General features: G+C 60.4%; 16 protein-coding genes and 1 pseudogene. 7 read left to right on the top strand and 10 right to left on the bottom strand.

Annotation, left to right across the window (positions count from 1 at the left end; translation table 11 throughout):
- Nucleotides 1-26: 26 nt before the first annotated feature.
- On the top strand, nucleotides 27-1,364 hold the full coding sequence (locus WGT02_RS20865; protein ID WP_208249505.1) for an IS4 family transposase: 1,338 nt from the start codon (nucleotides 27-29) through the stop codon (nucleotides 1,362-1,364).
- Nucleotides 1,365-1,415: 51 nt separating this feature from the next.
- Here the strand turns inward: WGT02_RS20865 and WGT02_RS20870 are convergent, their stop codons facing one another.
- Nucleotides 1,416-2,639, bottom strand: a complete 1,224-nt coding sequence (locus WGT02_RS20870) for an argininosuccinate synthase (RefSeq protein ID WP_024315286.1) — start codon at nucleotides 2,637-2,639, stop codon at nucleotides 1,416-1,418.
- A 187-nt stretch (nucleotides 2,640-2,826) separates the two neighbouring features.
- Here WGT02_RS20870 and WGT02_RS20875 point away from each other — a divergent pair, with 187 nt between their 5' ends.
- Together WGT02_RS20875 and WGT02_RS20880 are read left to right on the top strand one after the other, a co-directional pair.
- Nucleotides 2,827-3,681, top strand: a complete 855-nt coding sequence (locus WGT02_RS20875; RefSeq protein WP_024315287.1) for an SDR family oxidoreductase — start codon at nucleotides 2,827-2,829, stop codon at nucleotides 3,679-3,681.
- A gap of 80 nt (nucleotides 3,682-3,761) precedes the next feature.
- Nucleotides 3,762-4,403 carry a LysE family translocator gene (locus tag WGT02_RS20880; RefSeq protein WP_208249503.1) on the top strand — a complete coding sequence of 214 codons (642 nt, stop codon included), beginning with the start codon at nucleotides 3,762-3,764 and terminating at the stop codon, nucleotides 4,401-4,403.
- Nucleotides 4,404-4,415: 12 nt separating this feature from the next.
- Here the strand turns inward: WGT02_RS20880 and WGT02_RS20885 are convergent, their stop codons facing one another.
- The 5 genes from WGT02_RS20885 to WGT02_RS20905 all read right to left on the bottom strand — a co-directional run bounded on the left by WGT02_RS20885 (nucleotide 4,416) and on the right by WGT02_RS20905 (nucleotide 9,281).
- A complete protein-coding gene (locus WGT02_RS20885; protein WP_208249501.1) occupies nucleotides 4,416-5,210 on the bottom strand; it encodes an ABC transporter ATP-binding protein in 795 nt (264 codons plus the stop codon).
- Entirely contained in the window at nucleotides 5,207-6,088 is an 882-nt protein-coding gene (locus WGT02_RS20890; RefSeq protein ID WP_208249499.1) for an ABC transporter permease, read from the bottom strand. The genes WGT02_RS20885 and WGT02_RS20890 overlap by 4 nt, the downstream gene beginning before the upstream one ends.
- 119 nt (nucleotides 6,089-6,207) lie before the next feature.
- The gene (locus WGT02_RS20895; protein ID WP_024315291.1) at nucleotides 6,208-7,161 is read right to left on the bottom strand and encodes an ABC transporter substrate-binding protein; all 954 of its coding nucleotides are present in this window, start codon (nucleotides 7,159-7,161) and stop codon (nucleotides 6,208-6,210) included.
- Nucleotides 7,162-7,255: 94 nt separating this feature from the next.
- Nucleotides 7,256-8,491 (bottom strand): 23S rRNA (adenine(2503)-C(2))-methyltransferase RlmN, encoded by a 1,236-nt coding sequence (gene rlmN / locus WGT02_RS20900; RefSeq protein WP_208250539.1) that lies wholly within the window; start codon nucleotides 8,489-8,491, stop codon nucleotides 7,256-7,258.
- 226 nt (nucleotides 8,492-8,717) lie between these two features.
- Nucleotides 8,718-9,281: an invasion associated locus B family protein gene (locus tag WGT02_RS20905; protein WP_024315293.1), complete on the bottom strand. Its 564-nt coding sequence runs from the start codon at nucleotides 9,279-9,281 to the stop codon at nucleotides 8,718-8,720.
- Nucleotides 9,282-9,614: 333 nt separating this feature from the next.
- Between WGT02_RS20905 and WGT02_RS20910 the strand changes: the two genes are divergently transcribed.
- On the top strand, nucleotides 9,615-10,175 hold the full coding sequence (locus tag WGT02_RS20910; RefSeq protein ID WP_208249497.1) for a sigma-70 family RNA polymerase sigma factor: 561 nt from the start codon (nucleotides 9,615-9,617) through the stop codon (nucleotides 10,173-10,175).
- A gap of 13 nt (nucleotides 10,176-10,188) precedes the next feature.
- On the opposite strand, the gene WGT02_RS20915 is transcribed toward WGT02_RS20910, so the two are convergent.
- Together WGT02_RS20915 and WGT02_RS20920 are read right to left on the bottom strand one after the other, a co-directional pair.
- Nucleotides 10,189-10,578, bottom strand: coding sequence for a YkvA family protein (locus tag WGT02_RS20915; RefSeq protein ID WP_007794295.1), 390 nt, complete (start codon nucleotides 10,576-10,578; stop codon nucleotides 10,189-10,191).
- Between the two features lie 51 nt (nucleotides 10,579-10,629).
- A complete protein-coding gene (locus tag WGT02_RS20920; protein WP_024315295.1) occupies nucleotides 10,630-10,935 on the bottom strand; it encodes a 4a-hydroxytetrahydrobiopterin dehydratase in 306 nt (101 codons plus the stop codon).
- Nucleotides 10,936-10,970: 35 nt separating this feature from the next.
- On the opposite strand from WGT02_RS20920, the pseudogene WGT02_RS20925 reads away from it, so the two are divergent.
- Nucleotides 10,971-11,470, top strand: a pseudogene (locus WGT02_RS20925) (low molecular weight protein-tyrosine-phosphatase).
- On the opposite strand, the gene thpR reads toward WGT02_RS20925, so the two are convergent.
- Both thpR and WGT02_RS20935 read right to left on the bottom strand, forming a co-directional pair.
- Nucleotides 11,377-11,970 carry an RNA 2',3'-cyclic phosphodiesterase gene (gene thpR / locus WGT02_RS20930; RefSeq protein WP_024315297.1) on the bottom strand — a complete coding sequence of 198 codons (594 nt, stop codon included), beginning with the start codon at nucleotides 11,968-11,970 and terminating at the stop codon, nucleotides 11,377-11,379. The pseudogene WGT02_RS20925 and the gene thpR sit on opposite strands and share 94 nt — an antisense overlap.
- A gap of 68 nt (nucleotides 11,971-12,038) precedes the next feature.
- Entirely contained in the window at nucleotides 12,039-12,683 is a 645-nt protein-coding gene (locus tag WGT02_RS20935; RefSeq protein WP_024315298.1) for an arylesterase, read from the bottom strand.
- A 53-nt stretch (nucleotides 12,684-12,736) separates the two neighbouring features.
- Between WGT02_RS20935 and WGT02_RS20940 the strand changes: the two genes are divergently transcribed.
- Complete coding sequence (locus WGT02_RS20940) at nucleotides 12,737-13,444, top strand: ABC transporter ATP-binding protein (protein ID WP_024315299.1); 708 nt, start codon at nucleotides 12,737-12,739, stop codon at nucleotides 13,442-13,444.
- On the top strand, nucleotides 13,441-15,984 hold the full coding sequence (locus WGT02_RS20945; RefSeq protein WP_208249496.1) for an ABC transporter permease: 2,544 nt from the start codon (nucleotides 13,441-13,443) through the stop codon (nucleotides 15,982-15,984). Before WGT02_RS20940 ends, WGT02_RS20945 begins: the two co-directional genes overlap by 4 nt.
- Nucleotides 15,985-16,029 lie beyond the last annotated feature (45 nt).

The raw sequence follows: 16,029 nt of genomic DNA on the forward strand, positions 1-16,029 counted from the left end.
GCTGCGGGCAAGTTTGATGGTTCAGGATGGGGATTCGTTTTCCCATCCTGTTTTTGTTTGTGATGTCGCGCACCCTTGGACATTCGGCCGAATTATCGGCTCTTTCGCAGGCGATCGACCCGGACTGGATCGCTCAGGCTCTCGCCACGACAGGCAAGGCGAGCATCCGCAAGCGCAAGCTGCCAGCCGAGCAGGTCGTCTGGCTGGTGATTGCGTTGGCCCTTTATCGTCATCAGTCGATCCCGGAGGTGGTGGCCCATCTTGATCTGGTTTTGCCCGATGAGGTCAACGCGGATATTGCCAAGAGCGCGTTGACACAGGCACGGCAGCGCTTGGGTCAGGCACCGTTGGCGCAGTTGTTTGCAATGAGTGCATCATGCTGGGATGAACGCCACCAATCCGGGCGTGCCTGGCGGGGTCTTTGTCGTTATGCCGTGGACGGCAGCACGCTGCGGACGTCCGACAGCCCGGAGAACCGGGCGCATTTTGGAGCGCAGGCCTACGCGTCTGGCGTTGTCGCAAGCTATCCGCAATTGCGGCTGCTGACGCTGACGGCGCTGGCGACGCATCTGGTGCGTGATGCGGTGTTCGGAGCCTATGGCACAAACGAGATGCTCTATGCCAAAAGCCTGCTCGACCGGGTTCCGGACCATTCGCTGACGGTCTTCGACAAGGGCTTCTTCAGTGCCAGCCTTCTCTTGCAATTGCAGACGAAGGGACATGAGCGTCACTGGCCGATTCCGGCCAAAGCCAACAGCACATGGGAACGACTGGATCCGCACCCCACCGATTATCGGGTGCGCATGAAGGTCTCGCCCCAGGCGCGGCAGGCAGAACCGGACTTGCCGGCCTTCTGGGAGGTCAGGGCCATCGAGACGACCACCAGCCATGGCAAAAAGCGCATATTGTTGACATCGCTGATGGACAGACAAACTTATCCGGCAAGCGAAATCGTCCATCAGTATGAAGAGCGATGGCGCATCGAGACAAGTTATCGCGAACTCAAGCAGGAGCTTCTCGGTAGCGAACTGACCCTGCGAAGCGGCACGCCGGAGACTGTCTATCAGGAGGTCTGGGGCGCGTTGCTGGCCTACAATCTGGTGCGGCTCGAAATGGCAGAGGTCGCGACCGAAGCCCAAGTCGAGCCAACCCGACTAAGCTTTATCACAGCCCTGCATTACCTGCGTCACGAATGGGGATGGATGGCGATCGAAGCACCCGGCAAAATCCCCGCCCACCTCACCAGATTGAGAAACAGATTGGCAGACTTGCTGCTGACAGAAAAACGGGGGCGATCATGCCCCCGTGTCGTCAAAAAACTCCCTGCCAGATACCCGATAAGAGCCGTAAGCAAACCTAAGTGAACTGCATTACCGCACGAGGCGGGCCTTTGATCTCTATCGAGCTGTTCTCGCTTACTTCGTGATATTGCGCTTTGCGAGCGTGCGCAGACGCAGTGCGTTGAGCTTGATGAAGCCGGCGGCATCCTTCTGGTCGTAGGCGCCCTGGTCGTCTTCGAAGGTGACGAGCTTGTCGGAGTAGAGCGACTTCGGGCTCTCGCGGCCGATGACCATGACATTGCCCTTGTAGAGCTTCAGCGTCACTTCGCCCTCGACATGCTCCTGGCTCTTGTCGATCAACGCCTGCAGCATCTCGCGCTCCGGCGAGAACCAGAAGCCGTAATAGATCAGCTCGGCGTAACGCGGCATCAGCTCATCCTTGAGGTGCGCGGCACCGCGGTCGAGCGTGATGGATTCGATTGCGCGATGCGCGGCAAGCAGGATCGTGCCGCCGGGCGTTTCGTAAACGCCGCGCGACTTCATGCCGACGAAGCGATTTTCCACGAGGTCGAGGCGTCCGATGCCGTTGTCGCGGCCGTAATTGTTAAGGGTTGCAAGCAGCGTCGCCGGGCTCATGCGAACGCCGTTGATCGAAATAGCATCGCCCTTCTCGAAACCCACCTTGACGATCGTTGCCTTATCTGGAGCGGCTTCCGGCGAAATCGTGCGCATATGCACGTATTCAGGAGCTTCCTGCGCCGGATCTTCCAGAACCTTGCCTTCGGACGAGGAGTGCAGCAGGTTGGCGTCGACGGAGAACGGCGCCTCTCCCTTCTTGTCCTTGGCGACCGGGATCTGATGCTGCTCAGCGAATGCCAGGAGATCGGTACGGCTCTTGAAGGCCCAGTCGCGCCACGGCGCGATGATCTTGATATCCGGGTTCAGCGCATAGGCGGAGAGCTCGAAACGAACCTGGTCGTTGCCCTTGCCGGTTGCGCCATGCGCGATCGCATCGGCACCGGTCTTGCGGGCAATGTCGATCAGGTGCTTGGAGATCAGCGGACGCGCAATCGACGTACCGAGCAGATAGACGCCCTCATAGACGGCATTGGCACGGAACATCGGGAAGACGAAGTCTTTCACGAACTCTTCGCGCACGTCCTCGATGTAGATTTCCTTGATGCCGAGCATCTCGGCCTTCTTGCGCGCCGGCTCCAGCTCTTCGCCCTGGCCGAGATCGGCCGTGAAGGTCACGACTTCGGCGCCGAGCTCCGTCTGCAGCCACTTCAGGATGATCGAGGTATCGAGGCCGCCGGAATAGGCGAGCACGACTTTCTTCACGTCTTTCTTAGATGCCATGATGATGAGGTCCGTTGCAAAAGGGCGGCGGCAAACCCGCCAAGCCCGGTATGGCTGGGCACTTTTAGCGAGATTGACGCACGACGCAAGGGCAACGGCGACCATAGACGGCGCGGATAATGTTTGACAGGCCGAAAGCGCAACCCATATCTGCCAGCGTCCTGACAATGCTGAGGAGAGGCTGGCCGTGACAAGAATCCAAGACATCATCAAGAAATCCAATGTTGCCGTCATCACCGGCGGAGCCTCCGGAATCGGGCTTGCCGCGGCAAAGCACTTTGCCCGAGCCGGCATGAGCGTCGCCATTGCCGATCTCGGCGGCGAACGGCTGGCAGAGGCCGCCAAGCAGCTGAAATCGATCTCTGGAGAGGAGCACGTGCTGGCCGTTGAAACCGACGTTGCGCAGAAGGACTCCCTGGACGCTCTGGAACGGACCGTGATCCAGCGCTTCGGCCGCGTGCATATTCTTATGAACAATGCTGGCATCGGCCCCGAGACGTCGATGTTCAGCGCCCAGGCCGATTGGGACAGCATCCTCGGCGTCAACCTGCTTGGCGTCGTCAACGGAACGCGCACCTTCGGCCAGCACATGCTCTCGCACGGCGAACCGGGCCTTATCATCAACACCGGTTCGAAGCAGGGCATCACCACCCCGCCCGGCAATCCGGCCTACAATGTTTCGAAGGCCGGCGTGAAGGTGTTCACCGAAGCGCTGGAGCACGAATTGCGAAACACAGAGGGCTCGACGATCTCTGCCCACCTGTTAATCCCCGGCTTCGTCTTCACCGGCCTGACAAAGGGCGATCGTGCCGAAAAGCCGGCCGCTGCCTGGACGCCGGAACAGACCGTCGACTTCATGATCGAAAGCCTGGAACGCGGCGAGTTCTACATCCTCTGCCCCGACAACGACGTGGCCCGCTCGGTGGACGAACGCCGCATGGCCTGGGCGATTGGCGACATCATCGAGAACCGTCCGCCGCTCTCGCGCTGGCACAAGGACTATGCCGACAAGTTCAAGGCCTACCTCGAACGCAAGGAATAGGTCGCATTAGAACGTTTGATTAGACATTTTCTGAAAGCCGGATATGACGCTAAGCTTTCATCCGGCTTTCGGAGTGTACCATGGACTTCCTGCCCAGCTTTCCGACGCTTCTCGCCTTTGCCGCTGCGACCCTTCTGCTTGCGGCGACACCCGGCCCCGATATGACCCTGTCCATCAGCCGGGCGCTGGCGCAGGGCAAGAAGGCGGCGTTGTTCGTCGTTCTCGGCACGAGCCTTGGCATCGTCGTTCACAACATGCTGGTCGCCTTCGGCGTTTCGGCCTTGATCACCGCATCGCCCGCGGCCTTCCTGATCCTGAAGACAGGCGGTGCAGCCTATCTGCTCTGGCTTGCCGTCCAGGCAATCCGGTACGGCTCGAAGTTCTCGGTCAACAAGGTTGAAGCGTCAAAGGGCACGCCGCTTGCCAACATCTCCTCGGGCTTCTGGGTCAACCTGTTGAACCCGAAGGTTATCATCTTCTTCATGACGTTCTTGCCGCAGTTCGTCAGCGCCGGCGACCCGACAGTGACGCAGAAGCTGCTGTTTCTCGGGTTCTGCTTCATCGTCATCGGCATGCCGGTCAATGCTGCCGTCGTCTTCGCGGCCGACTGGCTTGCCGGCTGGCTGCAGAACAACAAGAAGGTTCTGCGCGGCATGGATTTTACCTTCGCCGGCGTGTTCTCGGTTTTCGCGGCAAAGATCCTGCTGACGCAGGCGCGCTAAGCGCCCCGCGGCTCAACCGATCAGCAGCGCGTAGTCATCCAAGGTCTGGCCGCGCATTTTGCGGAACATGGCGATCAGGTCTTCGACCTGCAGCGTCTTGCGGCTGTCACCGCTGACGTCGAGAACGATCTCCCCACCATGCAGCATGATCGTGCGGTGCCCATAATCGAGCGCCTGGCGCATGGAGTGTGTGACCATCAACGTCGTTAGCTTGCGTTCCGAGACGATCTTCTGCGTGAGGCCCATGACGAATTCGGCCATGCCAGGATCAAGCGCCGCCGTATGCTCGTCGAGCAGCAGCACTTCGGAGCCGGCAAGCGTCGCCATGACTAGCGACACCGCCTGCCGCTGACCGCCGGAAAGCAGGTCCATGCGGTCCTTCATCCGGTTTTCGAGGCCGAGGTTGAGCTCGGCAATGCGATCACGGAAATGCTCGCGGCGCTGCGGTCCGAGCGCCGAGACAAGGCCGCGCCGCTCACCGCGACGGGCTGCCAGCGCAAGGTTCTCCTCAATCGAAAGCGAGCCGCAGCTCCCCGTTAGCGGATCCTGGAAGACACGGGCGACGAGGCCGGCGCGGGCCGCCGTGGACTTGCGCGTGACATCGGCGTGGCCAATCAGAACCTGGCCTTCGCTGGCAAGCACATCGCCGGCCAGAACGCCAAGCAGCGTCGACTTGCCGGCTCCGTTCGAACCGATGACAGTGACGAACGAACCTTCTTCGATAGTAAGGCTAACGCCGTTCAGTGCCTGCTTCTGCAGCGGCGTCCCCTTGCCGAAGATGACCTTGATATCCTTGAGGGTTATCACGATGCGGCACCTCCGCGGCGAAGGCGGGGAAGAATGAGCGCAACGGTAACCAGGACGGCCGTCACGAAATTGAGGTCGGATGCCTGCAGCCCGATGACATCGGTCGAGAGCGCCAGCTGGATAGCGATACGGTAGAGGATGGAGCCGAGGACGCAGCCGATCAGCGCGATCAGCAGACCCCGCCGGCCGAGCAGCGTTTCGCCGATGATGACCGCCGCAAGACCGACGACGATCGTTCCGACACCCGAGGTGACGTCGGCAAAGCCGTTCGTCTGCGCAAACAGCGCACCCCCGAGGGCGACCAGCGCATTCGAGATCGCCATGCCGAGATAGATCTGGCGGCTGGTATCGACGCCCTGCGCGCGGGCCATGCGGGCATTCGCACCAGTCGCGCGCATCGCCAGACCCGAGTCGCTCTCGAGGAAGCGCCAGACGAGGACGACGGCGACAACGACGAGGACGCCGACGAACAGCGGACGAACGTAGAAATCACGCAGCCCATGACCGAAGAACGGGCTGATCATCGTATCCGCATTGATCAGCGCGACGTTCGGCTTGCCCATGACGCGCAGATTGACCGAGAAGAGCGCGATCATCGTCAGGATCGAGGCCAGCAGATTGAGGATCTTGAATCGTACATTGAGCATCGCCGTGACGAGACCAGCCGCAGCACCAGCGACCATGGCAACGAGAGCAGCAAGCCAGGCGTTGACGCCGGCGACAATCAGCACCGCTGTCACGGCAGCACCCAACGGGAAGGAGCCGTCGACGGTCAGATCCGGAAAATCCAGCACCCGAAATGCGAGGTATACGCCGAGCGCTACGAAGGCATAGACCAACCCCAGCTCCACGGCTCCCCAGAATGCGATCTGACTCACGGCTCCTGCCCTTTCTTCTGACCTGTCCCGCCTCTTAGCGGACCCGAGCTTCTAATGCCATCAGCCGCCCCCGCATAAAACGGGAGCGGCTGGATGGTTGGTTATGAAATCTACTTCGATCAGTCGATGGTCTTCGTCGCGCGCTTCAAAACGCTTTCCGGCAGTGTGACGCCCATCTTTGCTGCCGCACCCTTGTTGATGACGAGATCGCTGCCGGCAGCAACCTTCACCGGAATGTCCCCTGGGTTTTCGCCCTTGAGGATGCGAACGACGATCTCTCCGGTCTGCTTGCCGACGTCGTAGTAATTGAAGCCGAGCGCAGCAATCGCACCGCGCGAGACGGAGTCTGTGTCTGCCGTGAAGAGCGGCAGCTTGCTTTCTTCGGCAACGGCAACGGCACCTTCGAGCGCAGAGATGATGGTGTTGTCAGTCGGGATATAGATGGCATCGGCACGGCCGACGAGCGCGCGCGCAGCGCCCTGCACTTCGGCGGACTTGGTGGCGGCCGACTCAACGACCGTCAGGCCGGCCTTCTCGGCCTCAATCTTCAGGACGGCAAGCAACGATACGGAATTGGCTTCGCCGGAGTTGTAGAGGTAGCCGATCGTCTTGGCGTTCGGCAGGATTTCCTTGATGAGTGCAACATGCTCCGCAACCGGCGACATGTCGGACAGACCGGTGACGTTACCGCCGGGCTGGTCCATGTTCTTCACGAGCTGCGCGCCGAGCGGATCGGAAACGGCGGTGAAGACAACCGGAATGTCGCGCGTTGCGGAAACGACGGCCTGCGCGGAAGGGGTGGAAATCGGCACGATGACATTGGGGCCTTCGCCGGCGAACTGGCGGGCGATCTGCGCTGCCGTTGCCGGATTACCTTGGGCGGACTCGAACATGAACTTCAGGTTCTCGCCGTCCTTGTAGCCTGCGGCCGTCAGCACATCGAGGACACCCTTGCGTGCGGCGTCGAGAGCCGGATGCTCGACGATAGCCGTGACCGCGACGGTCACATCTTCCGCCTTGGCAGGCAGGGTGAGAGCCAGCGTGGCCGCGACAGCAAGCAGAATTGAACGCATTGGGTATCCTCCAGACATGATTTTGGCCTGCTTCTAGGAAAAGCAGGCCATGAAATCAATCATCCGGAGGTGTTTGAAGGATCAAACTTGCTGATCAATCATCCGCGCCGTGGTTGGCGATCATCATAGCCTCGAAAGCCAGCCGTTCGGTCTTGCGCATGCGCTCCGATTCCGACTTCAGCTGGCCGCAGGCTGCGAGAATGTCGCGGCCGCGCGGCGTGCGGATCGGCGAGGCATAGCCGGCCGAGTTGATGAAATCGGCAAACTTCTCGATCTGCGCCCAATCGGAACACTGATAGTTGGTGCCCGGCCATGGGTTGAACGGAATGAGGTTGATCTTGGCCGGCACGCCCTTCAGCAGCTGGACGAGACCCTTGGCATCCTCGAGGCTGTCGTTGACGTCCTTCAGCATCACATATTCGAAGGTGATGCGGCGGGCGTTCGACAAGCCCGGGTACTTCCGACAGGCGTCGATCAGTTCCTTCAGCGGGTACTTCTTGTTGATCGGTACGAGGATGTCGCGCAGGTCGTCGCGCACGGCATGCAGCGAGATTGCCAGCATCACGCCGATTTCATCGCCGGTGCGGAAGATTTCAGGCACGACGCCCGACGTCGACAGCGTCACGCGACGCTTCGACAGCGACAGGCCGTCGCCATCGGTGGCGATCAGCAACGCCTGCTTCACGGCATCGAAATTGTAGAGCGGCTCGCCCATGCCCATCATCACGATGTTGCTGACCTTGCGGCCTTCGGCTGGCATGATGGTGCCCTGCGGCGCTTCACGGTCCGGGAAATCGCCCAGGCGATCGCGGGCCAGTAGAAGCTGCGAGAGAATTTCTTCCGCCGTCAGGTTGCGCACCAGACGTTGCGTTCCGGTATGACAGAAGGAACAGGTCAGCGTGCAGCCCACCTGGCTTGAGATGCAAAGCGTTCCACGGCCCTCTTCCGGGATATAGACAGCCTCGATCTCGACCGGACGTCCGGCACCGCGCGGCGGGAAGCGCAGCAGCCACTTGCGGGTGCCGTCGTTTGACACCTGCTCCTCGACGATCTCGGGGCGCGCGATGGTGAAATGCTGCTTCAGCATCTCGCGCATGTCCTTGGCGACATTCGTCATGTGATCGAAATCGGAGACGCCGCGCACGTAGAACCAGTTCCAGAGCTGGGCCACGCGCATCTTGATCTGTTTTTCGGCCACGCCCCTTTCGCGCAGCGCAGCGCCCATTTCTTCTCGGCTCAGGCCGATCAGCGAAGGCTTCAGCGCGGCATCGGCACTGCGCATCGGGGCGCCGGCAGGCTTGGTAACGGTCATCGCATCCATGACGGACATAATCTCTAATCCCGAATTCAACATGCGATCCTCCCAGTAAGCCGGATGACTTGGGGCACGGAGGGCATGATGGCAGAGTTGAATGCGGAGTACGGCGGCAAAGCCGCGATCTATCCGCTGTTGTGCGGGCCTTTAGCATCATTTTTGCCGCGCGTCACTAGAGATGGAAAACGACGAAGGCCGGCGCAAGGCCGGCCTTCGAATTCAATGAACAGTCACGAAGCGCTTATTTGCAGCCTTCAACCTGTTTCAGCGCGGCCGAAATGCCGGAGAGCGAATAGCTGTAGGAGGTCGACGTGCCTTTGCGAGACGTAGCGTTGACGGTCATCGCGTGACCGTTCTTCATGGCCGCGACGAGTGCCGGCTCCTGAGCTGCGTTCTCAACCCAACCGGCCTTGTCCTTGGTGAACATCACAAAGGTCTTGTTGTCGATAACGACATCGATCTTCGAGTTCTCCTTGACCGTGTAGCCCATCATTGCCTGCGGCTCGTAGGAAATGTTCTGGCCGGGACGCTGCGACACGATGAAGAAATTGTCACCGTGATCGATGCCCGCCGGCTTCTTTTCCGTCGGCACAGACAGCACGTAGCAGACGGTGCTCGCGCCGGACTTGTACGAATAGGCGCCCCAGGCCTGGAACTGCTGGATACGTGTCGGCGCCGTCGAAGCCGGCGTTGCCTGCTGCTGCGCTGCCGGCGCTGCAGGCTGCGACTTCTTGGACTGAGCGGATGCAATGCCGGCGCCGGTGAGAACAAGGGAAAGGGCGATTGCGGTACTTCTTACAAACATGGATATCCTGCCGGTTCTTGCGATTCGAGCCCGAAGCGAACGGGCGGCGCATAATCACGATCTGCTTTATTTTGACTTAATTCAGGTTACCAAAGCGTCAACAGGGACTGCGAGAAGTCCCTGCCTGTGTCATTTTCGCCCAAGTGTCAACGTCGGGCGCTGGCGCCTCGCCGGTGATGGCGTGATGCCGCGTGCGCACGCAGACCATCGTCATGAATGATTTAAGACATAAAGATTCAGGCAAGAGTTTGACCTTTTCAGAAACCGTTGTACGTCAGTAAGCGTTGGAAATCCGTTGGAGAATTCGCTGAGCCAGGGGACTTTGCACGGAACATGAATGCCGAGGAGAAACAGCGCTTCGCCGCCCTCGCCAGGGCCGTTGCGGAACGCCGCGACCAGGAGGCATTCGCCGTGTTATTCGACTACTTCGCACCGCGCCTCAAATCTTGGTTACTACGGCAAAGGATGGCAAGCAGCGAGGCAGAAGAACTGGTTCAGGACGTGATGATCGTGCTTTGGCACAAGGCCGGACTCTACGATGCAACCCGATCGTCTCTGTCGACCTGGCTTTTTCGCATTGCCCGCAACCGGCGGATCGATCTTCAGCGTCGGGCCAGAGCGCGTGTCTTGGATCGGGCAGACCCGGCATTGCAGCCGGTCGCTGAAAGCGGCGCCGACGAGATCCTCGCAAACGACGATCGCGACGCCCACGTGCGCGCCGCTGTCAGCCAACTCCCGCAAGAACAACGGGAAATGCTCCGCGCCGCCTTCTTTCTCGGCCAATCCCATTCGCAGATCGCGGAGGCGACGGGCTTGCCGCTTGGGACCGTAAAGTCCCGCATCCGGCTTGCCTTCGGACAACTCAGGAAGGTTCTTGAGGCCGAGAGCGCCTGACGTACCGACGCGGCTAGATCGTCTTCATGCCTTCAGGCTTGTCGGCGAGCGCCCGGTCTGCTGCTTCATAATGCCTCGGCTGCAGGTGCCTGCTGACCATCGCGAAGGCGGCGGAGAGGACTGCTACGTCGTCCGAAAAACCGATCACGGCAAAAACATCAGGGATCATGTCGATCGGCATGACGAAATAGGCAAGCGCCGCCAGAAGCACGCCGCGCACCCTCGTCGGCGTCTGCGGATCCATCGCGCAGTAGAATGCGGCAACGACATCGCGCGCGAATGGAATCTGCCGCACGGCCTTCTTGAAGGTCGGCCAGAATTTCTTGCGTACAGTCTGCTCGCGCCGGCTCTGCGTATCATCGTCACCCGGCAGAAGGATCTCACCGAATTTGACGTCGTCCATCCCGATTGGTCCTTTCGTACACGCGCACATATGGTGATGGCTGCACCGGATTCAATCAAGCCGGCATGCTGCCGCCTTCTCCATCGCCGTCGCTAGCCGGAAGTCAAGCTCGGTCAGGCCGCCAGCATCGTGGGTGTTGAGCTTCACCTCGACGCGCGAATAGACATTGAGCCACTCGGGATGATGATTGAGCCTTTCGGCCGCGAGCGCCGCTTCGGTCATGAAGCCGAAAGCCTCGACGAAATTGCGAAACTTGAAGCTTCGCGATATCGACGTGCCGGTGTCATCGAGCGACCAGCCATCCAGCTTGGCGAGCTCGGCAGTGATAGCTTGCCGTTCCAGTTTTTCCCGTTTCATGCGATTGTCCCTCCTCTTTCCATCATGGACCACAGATGAAACGCATAAGCATCCTGTTTGTTTGCATGGGCAACATCTGCCGTTCTCCCCTTGCCGAGGGCATCTTCTCGCATCTTGTCGACGCGGCCGGCTTTGCTGATCGTTTCGAGATCGATTCTGCCGGCACCGGTGGCTGGCACCAAGGCGAGCATCCGGATCAGCGTTCGATCGCGACGGCCAGAGGTCACGGGATAGACATCTCCCGGCAAAGCGCCCGTCGGATAACGACGGAGGATTTCAGCGACTTCGGTCTGATACTCGCGATGGATCGCACAAATATCGCCGAACTGCATCGGATCCGCCCGGAAGCCACAAACATCCACCTATTCGGCGATTTCGCATTGGCGAGCGGCGAGGATATACCCGCCCCTATTACGGCGGCAGGGACGAGTTCGAACATGTCTACGCCAGGCTCTTCACCGGCTGCAGGAAGCTGCTCGAGACGCTGGGAACGGATAATGCCTCGTGGAGCGGGAAGATCTCTTCCGTCAAATAGGGACCGCCGCCGACCGATTCCCTTGACGACAGCAGGACGAAGCGGGGAACAGTGAAGGCCGAGGTCTGGAAGTTTCCGCGACCGGCCAGATAACGCACCACATCGTCGACCCGCGACGATTTCAGCCGCGCGAGCGTGACATGCGGCGTGAACTTACGGGGATCCGGCGGCAATCCGATACGCTGGCAGATCCGCTCGATTTCTGCCTGTAGCGCATACATCTCGGGCGAAGGCGAGACGCCGGCCCAGACCGAATGCGGCTTCTTGGACCCGAATGCGCCGATACCATCGAGACGGATCTGGAATTCGGGCCGGTCGATGCGGTCGAGCCGATCGACAATTTCGTCTGCCGTTCGTCCATCGACATCGCCGATAAACCGCAAAGTGATGTGGTAATTTTCCACATCGATCCATCTTGCACGAGGGAGACCACCGCGCAGCAATGAGAGGCTCATCGCGGCATTGCGCGGAATTTCGAGGGCGGTAAACAGTCTCGGCATAACGAGCACTCCCCGAATCTTTTGCAGGTGCTCACACGGAATCACGCATTGGGCACCTGTGCAAGCCCTTAATTCTTCACAGTAGAAATCGTTGCCAAGAATTGCGTGATAGCCGGCTCCATCTTTTCGACCATCACATCAACCCCCTTGCTGTTGGGGTGCATCCCATCCTCAAGCTGCAGACCGGCATGAAGGACTACGCCTTCGAGAAAGAAGGGATAGAGCGCAACGCCATGTTTTTGCGCGAGTTTCTGGTAGATCGGGTTGAAGCGCGCCGCATAGTCCCCGCCCATGTTCGGCGGCGCCAGCATACCCACGAGAAGGACGGCAATCCCACGTTCCTTTAGCCGGACAATCATCTGATCGAGGTTTTTTTCACTTTCTTCGGGAGGGATGCCGCGCAGCGCATCATTAGCACCTAGTTCGAGAATCACGCCATTGGTGCCGTCAGGAATCGACCAGTCGATCCGCGCAAGACCGCCGGTCGTCGTGTCGCCGGACACTCCCGCATTGGCGATTGATATGTCGACCCCTTTGGCTTTCAGTGCTGCTTGCAGTTTTTCTGGAAAGCCATCTCCGGGAGGGAGTTGGTAGCCCGCCATCAGGCTGTCTCCAAAGCCGACCAGGCTGATTGTCCTTGCGCTAGCCGCGACCGCAAAGAGCAGCGAAGCAACAATGACGGCGATGTGAAGGCCGGCAACTTTAAATCTCATTCCGCTTTCCCTAGATTGGCAAGACGATCGGCATCTATATAGGGCGAATACTGTTGGCAAAAACCATCATCGAGTTGAAGCGCGCCGATTTGACGCTTGGCAGCGCCGCCGCCTCTGTCCATGTGCTGAAGGGCATCGACCTGACGATTGCCGCCGGCGAGTCGGTCGGCATCGTAGGGCCGTCGGGCTCTGGCAAATCGACATTGCTGATGGTGCTTGCAGGGCTTGAGAAACTCGATAGTGGCGAGATCAATGTCAGCGGCACACCATTGCATGCCCTGAGTGAAGACCATGTGGCCGACTTCCGTGGCCGCAACATCGGCATCGTCTTCCAATCTTTCCACCTGATTGCCAACATGACGGCGCTGGAAAACGTTGCTGTGCCGCTGGAGCTTGCCAACCTTCCCAACCCCTTCGAAATCGCACGCCGCGAATTGAAATCCGTCGGTCTTGGCGATCGATTGAACCACTATCCCGGCCAGCTTTCCGGCGGCGAACAGCAACGCGTGGCAATTGCCCGCGCCCTCGCACCCTCGCCGGCATTGCTGATTGCCGACGAACCGACCGGCAACCTCGACACCGACACCGGCCGCCAGATTGCAGATCTCCTGTTTTCGAAGCAGGCTGAGCGCGGCATGACGCTGCTGCTTGTCACCCATGACACCGCCCTTGCCAAACGCTGCTCCCGGCAGATTCGGGTTCGTTCCGGCCAAATTGAGGGCGATAGTGCGCCAGCGCAGCCCGAGGCGGCGATTGCATGACATTGCTGACCCCGCGCGCCTCCCTTGCCTTTCGTCTCGCGCTCCGCGAGCTTCGCGGCGGGCTCGGCGGCTTCTACATCTTTCTGGCCTGCATCGCCCTCGGCACCGGTGCCATTGCGGCGGTCAATTCGGTTTCGCAGTCGATCACCGACACGATCGCCACGCAGGGTCAGGAGATCCTTGCCGGCGACGTGCGCTTCGAGCTCAACAACCGCGAGGCGACGGAAGCCGAAATGGGCTTCCTGCGCGGCTTCGGAAAGGTGTCGGCGTCGACCGGCCTGCGCTCGATGGCGCGCAAGCCCGACGGCTCGGATCAGGCCCTGGTCGAAGTCAAGGCGGTCGACGGCGCTTACCCACTCTTCGGTACCTTCGAAGCCGAACCGAACTATCCGTTGCACGCGCTTCTATCCGGGCAGAGCGGCACCTATGGCGCAGTGGCCGCGCCGCTTCTGCTCGAGCGGCTCGGCCTCTCCATTGGCGACGAGATCCTGCTCGGCAATGTCATCTTGAACATCACCGGCACGATCAAGACTGAACCCGACGCGGTCTCGGAAGGTTTCGGCTTCGCACCCCGCCTCCTCGTGAGCAGGGACGGGCTCAAGGCATCCGGCCTCATCCAGACCGGCAGCTTGGTCGAACACGTTTACAAGATCCGCATGGACGACCCAGCCGAGAGATCCACGATCCGCGATCGGGCTACGAAGGACTTTCCGTCCGCCGGCTGGTCAATCCGCACGAGCGATCGGGCAGCGCCTTCGCTAACCGAAAACATTGAGCGCTTCTCGCAATTTCTAACGCTGGTCGGACTGACGGCCCTGATCGTCGGTGGTGTCGGCGTCGCAAACGCTGTGCGTGCTTTCCTGGATTCCAAGCGCACCACGATTGCAACGTTCAAGTGCCTTGGCGCGCCGGCAGCGACTGTGGTCCTGATCTACCTGTTCCAGATCGCGATCATTGCCTTGGGCGGCATGGTCATCGGCCTCGTCATCGGAGCGCTGGCGCCAATCGTGGCGTCGCAATTTCTGGCGCAATTCCTGCCTGTTTCGACCGATCTGACGTTCTACCCCGGGGCCCTGTCCCTCGCCGTCCTTTTCGGCATTATGACAACGCTGGCCTTTGCCATCATGCCGCTCGGACATTCCCGCGAGGTTCCGGCGACAGCTCTCTTCCGTGAACAAGGTTTCGAGGCGCGGGGTCTGCCGTCGTGGCCCTACATCCTTCTTGCCGCGGTATTTCTCCTTGCCCTTGCCGGTCTCGCCATCGCAACCGCTCACGATCGCTTCATCGCGATCGTCTTTGTCGGGGCGATCGCCTTCTCCTTCGTGATCTTGCGGCTTGTCGCTGCCGGTATCGCTTGGCTCGCGCGTCGCAGCCCACGGGTGAATTCACCCGCCCTGCGGCTCGCAATCGGCAACATCCATAGGCCCGGCGCGCTGACGCCCTCCGTCGTCCTGTCTCTCGGTCTTGGCCTTGCACTGCTCGTCACCCTCACCCTGATCGACGGCAACATGCGGCAGCAATTGACCGGGCGCATGGCCGCCGGCGCGCCGAACTTCTTCTTCGTCGACATTCAGGGTTCGGAACTCGAGAAATTCCGTAGCGTCATCAAAGCCAGTTCCCCGGATGGCCACTTGGTCGAGGTGCCGATGCTGCGCGGCCGCATCCTCGCCTTCAACGGCGAGGATGTGACGAAGCGGAAAGTCCCGCCGGGCGGCCAGTGGGTACTGCGCGGCGACCGCGGCATCACGTATGCGCAAACACTGCCGGAAAATGCATCGTTGACCGAGGGTTCATGGTGGCCGAAGGATTATAGAGGTGAGCCGCTTGTCTCCTTTTCTGCCGAGGAAGCGAAGGAACTCGGTCTGAAGATCGGCGACACCGTCACCGTTAACGTGCTTGGGCGTAACATCACAGCCAAGATTGCCAATCTGCGCAAGGTCGAGTGGGAAACGCTTTCCATCAACTTCGTGATGGTGTTCTCGCCGAATACGTTCCGCGGCGCCCCGCACGCCTGGCTGGCGACGCTCACCGACCCGGCCGCGACCACTACCCAGGAGGCCGCGATTCTCAAATCCGTGACAAATACCTATCCGACGATCACCAGCGTGCGGGTCAAGGATGCGATCGATATCGTCAACACACTGGTGGCGCAGCTTGCGACGGCGATCCGCGCCGCCGCCTCCGTTGCACTTATCGCCTCGGTGCTCGTTCTTGCGGGCGCTCTGGCTGCCGGCAACCGCGCCCGTACCCATGATGCGGTCGTCCTCAAGACACTGGGCGCGACGCGACGAATGCTGATCCGCGCCTTCTGCTACGAATACCTCATTCTCGGGGCAGCAACCGCAGTCTTCGCCCTCTTTGCCGGCGGCGTCGCGGCCTGGTTCATCACCGCCCGGATCATGCGCATCCCCTCCCACTTCCTGCCCGACGTCGCCGGCCTGACACTCATAACGGCGCTGGTGCTCACCGTCGGCATTGGGCTCATCGGTACCTGGCGCATCCTCGGCCAGAAAGCGGCACCCGTTTTGCGCGAGCTTTGATTGACCAAACGGAGAAATTCCCTTCACCTTATACCAGCGTGAGCG

It is taken from the genome of Rhizobium sp. T1470 (genome assembly GCF_042140505.1).
In the GTDB taxonomy this organism is placed as follows: Bacteria; Pseudomonadota; Alphaproteobacteria; order Rhizobiales; family Rhizobiaceae; genus Rhizobium; species Rhizobium favelukesii.